This is a genomic window from Pseudomonas sp. GW456-12-10-14-LB2 (assembly GCF_002884345.1).
In the GTDB taxonomy this organism is placed as follows: Bacteria; Pseudomonadota; Gammaproteobacteria; order Pseudomonadales; family Pseudomonadaceae; genus Aquipseudomonas; species Aquipseudomonas paraglycinae.
Genome location: NZ_POHV01000079.1, coordinates 1 through 4687, shown reverse-complemented (window position 1 = coordinate 4687; position 4687 = coordinate 1). Strand labels below are relative to the sequence as shown.

The following is a 4687-nucleotide window of genomic DNA, read 5'->3' as shown; positions in this document are numbered from 1 at the left end:
TTCAACCGATCAGGTTGAGTTGGAGAGCAAACCCTGCAGTTGAAAACTGCAGGGCGCGGTGGCTTTTAACCTTGACTCGAGACCGGCTAATGGGTGTCCCCTTTTGATTTGGTCGCCTTTCTTGGTCGCCTTTCTTGATTTTAACTAGGGGGGCTGCCCCCCCCTTTGGCAGAAAATTACGCGATACCTCGGTTGGCTAACCAGGTCTTAATCTTACCGTGATCATTTCGCGCCCAGTCTATGTAAGACGCCACATCGTACCTCGCAGACTTCATCAAACTTGTCGATGACTGCAGCATTTCTTCAAAAATTTCATCATTAGCCATATCAACGTCAACGTTTATAAACTTCGATACAGATTCGATTATAGCCAATCTAGCTTTGCTTACAGCAGCAGTAACATCTTCAGCATTTAAGTTAACTCCCGCACCAGCCAAACCAAATGCGTCTTTTGCCTTATTAGGAATATGCCTACACCAGAATCCAAAAGACATCATATCGCAAGAATCGCTATCTCCCTGCAGGACATTATAGCCAAACAACTGTAACATTTTAGATTTATGCGCAGGAGGCTGCCCTGTCAACGCACCCAAGACCCACTTACCGATACCTGCGCTCAACAAATTATTATAAGAAGGAGCATCAATCTTTCCAACATCAATACGTCGCTCGGCGAGAGTATTTTTACCAAATATCTCTAGTTCACAGCATTTATTGTAGACCGCTTCATCAACATCGAAAATCTGCTCCAAACCCTCTACAAATTTTCGAAATGCGCCCTCATGAACCATGTCTTGATTAGTTCTAGTGGTTACAAAGAAGAGCCAGTCCTCTGTACGATTGTCCGCTTGATGCCTCAAAAGCTTGAATAACGCATCATAATAATTACTTTGCTTATCTTGAGGCGGAGACTCAAGCATACTTCTGCACAAGTCGATATTTATCACATCATAACTGGATGCTCGCTTGATAATATTTTCTTGCGCAATGGACTTATTGACACAAAGACTTTCTAGCTGATCTTCATAAACATCAGATGAAGGGTCGATATATTTCAGCCCATGGAGTTCATTGATCGAGATCAACTGATCCATAGTAGTTTCTTTGTCGCCCGCAGTAATTTCGTTCAACCCAATGAACCTTAAATGGACCTCTTTCTCCGCGCAGATCGTATATAGTGAGCGCACATCGAGCAAATCCGATCCAGGAAGACTCAAATACTGAAGTGAGCGATTTTTTTTCTTCAGCTGTAGATGCTCTATCAGATTCGAAGCTGCATAGTTCCATTGTTTATTGCGGATATACTGTTTTCTAGGCTTATGCCAAGGTGCGAATTTCGTCTTAAGGGAAACTGAGCCATGAGCAACATCACTAGGACCAAGATCGACTTCCAGTTCGTCTCCATTATCCATATTTCTTGATATCCATAAGAAAAATTTTGCCAATCGCACCTATCAGGCGCTCTACCTCGTCTGCACTTAAGCTAGAAAGCAACCCATACGACTCTAGGATATCTGCGACAGCCACAAGTTTTTCCTCATGCAGTCCCATGCGAGCTTTTTCAGTAGAAGTTGCATTGCGAGCCTTTGTTACTACTGACTCCCTGTTGATTGATATCGTCCCCGGCTCGTCCAGAATCGGCGTTTGACCAACTTTTGTAGCTGAGTAAAATTTAACCGATCGGCTCTTTGTAAAGTTAACGACTACAGAATCAATATCCGATTTTACTTGATCAATTTTTATCTTGTTTTGCTGAGCAGCGGAATCCTTACTTAATGCCTTATGCTTACTCATAAATTGACGCAGGGCATTATGCATCCAACGTTTTAGATACTGAAAATGAGGATGAGCAATATTGAATGACTCACGATCAATATTCAGTGATGAATCTAGACCTTTTATTGCAAACACTTCACCAGACAACTGTCTCAAGCGAGTCTGCTCAGAAACCTGATAATCAAGAAACGAGGAATCAAATAGGGTACCGTTAGCACCATTAATACGAATTAAGCAGCCATTGTGCTCAAGCGGAACGACCTTACTATTCCAAAGCATGTAATATTCAAACTCAAGCTCTCCACCTCGGTATGCTTCCGGCACGCTACTTAACGAGGGGTTAGCTCTACCGACAAACATCAACTGCCCTTTAGCCTTTTCAGCTTCTCCTCCAACAGATATAGGACGACGCAACTCGACCCCATCTATAATAACAGAGAAAGGAATTTCACTTTCCTCACTTCTGGCGACAAGCCCTAATCTGGACTCTAATGTTTCTTCGCCTTTGAGTTCAATTTTTTCAGGAGCGCTCCCTTTACCCCCATTATTGATGAGGTAAATCTCCACATTATCAGAGGCACACACTTCATAAGGATGCTTTTCGATGTATTGAATCGGAACCGACAGACTAATTGACCATATCATTCGAAGATATGAGTCTAAAGAGGTTAGTAGCTTAACGTTTCCACGCTTAGAGTCAGCAGTTAAAACGCCAACTTCAGCAACCAACTTCTTAAATTTATCTACCGGATCATCCGTTGAAAGCCAAGGCAACTTGGATGTCGTAATCAATACTTCTGGATTTTTTGGGTCAATTTCGCCGATATGAAAATCAGGCTCTCGAGGAAGATCTTTAAGCTCGTCTTCCAAATCAAACTCAACCTCTTCGACATCAGCACTGGATGCCTCACGCTGAAATTGTATGGCGTTCCAAAGAAGCTTTGACTGCAGGCTCTCTCGTACAAACGGCCGTATGTTCAACAGCGTAATTTCAGTGCCCGAAGAGTCTAGATCCTCCGCAGGCACATACGTAATCTCTGCCTTACCTGTTACGTAGTTATCTTCATCAGTCTCTGATTCAACTTCAGCCTGAGGCCGTAAAAGAATATCGCAAACAAGGCGTTTGTTATCCCCTTTGACCTTAGAAACGATAACGATGTGATGTGTAATCTGAGAGACGGAAAATAGACCGATGCCAAGCTTACCAATCAATCGACGCTTCATCGGACTGAGGTTTTTATCTAGCTCACTCGTCACATCATGGTATTTACCGTCTTTGCTACGCTTTAGACTACCACCGATATTACAAATAATATGCGCCAGAGTATTTTCGTCTAACCCATGCCCATTGTCTCGAACAACTATTTTTGAAAAACGAGGTGCATCAGTAAAAATCCGTACTTCAGTAGCGTCCGCATCGTAGGAGTTAGCTATCAATTCTCGCAATGCTGAAGCTGGCTCTCTGTATATCCCATCAGTAATTCTTGCGAATACACGCTGGTTCGTTTTGAGTGTCGCCTGGACAGGAGCATCATAAAACTTTGAAGTAGCCAACTGCCTACGCAGAGCCACCTCATCGTCAGAAAGCCCTGCTTCGCTACTAATGTCATCCATAACTTTTACACCCTACAAAACTTGTTCCATTATTGACTCCGCTATCCTCTCCGCTACCGGAGGTGGCACAGCATTAGAAACTTGCTTTACTTGCTGACTCATATTTCCCTCAAGAACATACTTGAATGGAAAGCCTTGCAACTGCAACGCCTCATAGATACTTAGACGTCTATTACCATTTGGATGTACGTGTATCTCACGGTTGCCGTATGCGACCGTCCTACTTGGTTTCATCCAGTCAAGTTGAATAAAAGATCTACCGCCAACAGGCATCACTCCGGTTTCAAACCGTTTTGATTTAGGCCGAGATGTCCAATGGTTTTGGTGGTACGGAATTGAATCAGCCACCAATTTATTGGATAAAAAAACTGGTTCCGGTAGATCACTAATAACATCTTTAACGACTTTTATTTGTAGAGTAGACGGAGCTGGAAAATTGAACCTTCCAACTCCTGCATCCTTACAAACCCCAACAATAAACAGACGCCTGCGCGCTTGGGCGACCTGATAATTACTAGCGTTCAACTCTTGTTCATAAATATCAAAATTTTTCGACAACTCCTCGCGCAGCCCTTTCAAAAAACTTTCGTTTTTTCTTGCGCGTATTTCCGGAACATTTTCAAAAACAAAAAACTTTAGACCAAACTTACGATAAAAAGAATTCACTATCGCCGCGTACTTCAAAGCTAATTGATTTCGCGGATCCTCTGCGTGCCTGCCTACATTGCCACGAGAGAACCCTTGACAAGGAGGCCCGCCAATTATTCCGCTAATTTGCTGACCTTCACCACAACTATCGGTTACAGACTGGCATAGTTGCTCGACAGTAGTTTCTAAAAGATCAACTACTCGACCCAAATCACCAGCATGATTCCTGTTATACGTTTTGATTGCCGCGGCATCATAATCTGCTGCAAAGCAAACTTCAAAACCCGCGTTGATGAAGCCTAAATCAAGACCTCCCGCACCACAAAACAGACTAACAACTTTATGTTTTTCAGATGAGAGGCTATTGCCTTCAGTCTTAATTTTTTCTATAGCCATTGAGGAGACTGAAGCCTTCATTAAAAAAACCTACCCAAAAATTACAGCCTTATACCACACGATAGCGCTTTCGTTCAAACGAGAGCAACACATCACCTGCCAGAATAGTCAAATAATCACATCAAGCTTTCTCCAACTTCTGTAAGCATCCCCTCTCCCGCGCAAATGCGTGTACCTACATAATGAACTGATTTACTTATCGGCGCCCCTTTTCAGCCTCCAAGCCCCGTCAGCACACCACTCAGATCCCCCG

3 protein-coding genes are annotated in these 4687 nt (G+C 43.2%); all 3 read right to left on the bottom strand.

Annotated features, from left to right (window positions below):
* Positions 1 to 176 precede the first annotated feature (176 nt).
* Genes C1X29_RS28065 through C1X29_RS28055 form a run of 3 tightly spaced genes read right to left on the bottom strand, consistent with a single transcriptional unit; the run spans position 177 to position 4455 of the window.
* A complete protein-coding gene (locus C1X29_RS28065; RefSeq protein ID WP_146023280.1) occupies positions 177 to 1412 on the bottom strand; it encodes a hypothetical protein in 1236 nt (411 codons plus the stop codon).
* Complete coding sequence (locus C1X29_RS28060; protein ID WP_102718937.1) at positions 1405 to 3390, bottom strand: ATP-binding protein; 1986 nt, start codon at positions 3388 to 3390, stop codon at positions 1405 to 1407. The genes C1X29_RS28065 and C1X29_RS28060 overlap by 8 nt, the downstream gene beginning before the upstream one ends.
* Before the next feature lie 12 nt (positions 3391 to 3402).
* The gene (locus C1X29_RS28055; RefSeq protein ID WP_102718936.1) at positions 3403 to 4455 is read right to left on the bottom strand and encodes a DNA cytosine methyltransferase; all 1053 of its coding nucleotides are present in this window, start codon (positions 4453 to 4455) and stop codon (positions 3403 to 3405) included.
* Between the last annotated feature and the right edge of the window lie 232 nt (positions 4456 to 4687).

What these genes read in the sequence shown, in the direction of transcription:
- C1X29_RS28065 (WP_146023280.1), bottom strand. Translation starts at nt 1,412, where the DNA reads ATGGATAATGGAGACGAACTGGAAGTCGATCTTGGTCCTAGTGATGTT.
- C1X29_RS28060 (WP_102718937.1), bottom strand. Translation starts at nt 3,390, where the DNA reads ATGGATGACATTAGTAGCGAAGCAGGGCTTTCTGACGATGAGGTGGCT.
- C1X29_RS28055 (WP_102718936.1), bottom strand. Translation starts at nt 4,455, where the DNA reads ATGAAGGCTTCAGTCTCCTCAATGGCTATAGAAAAAATTAAGACTGAA.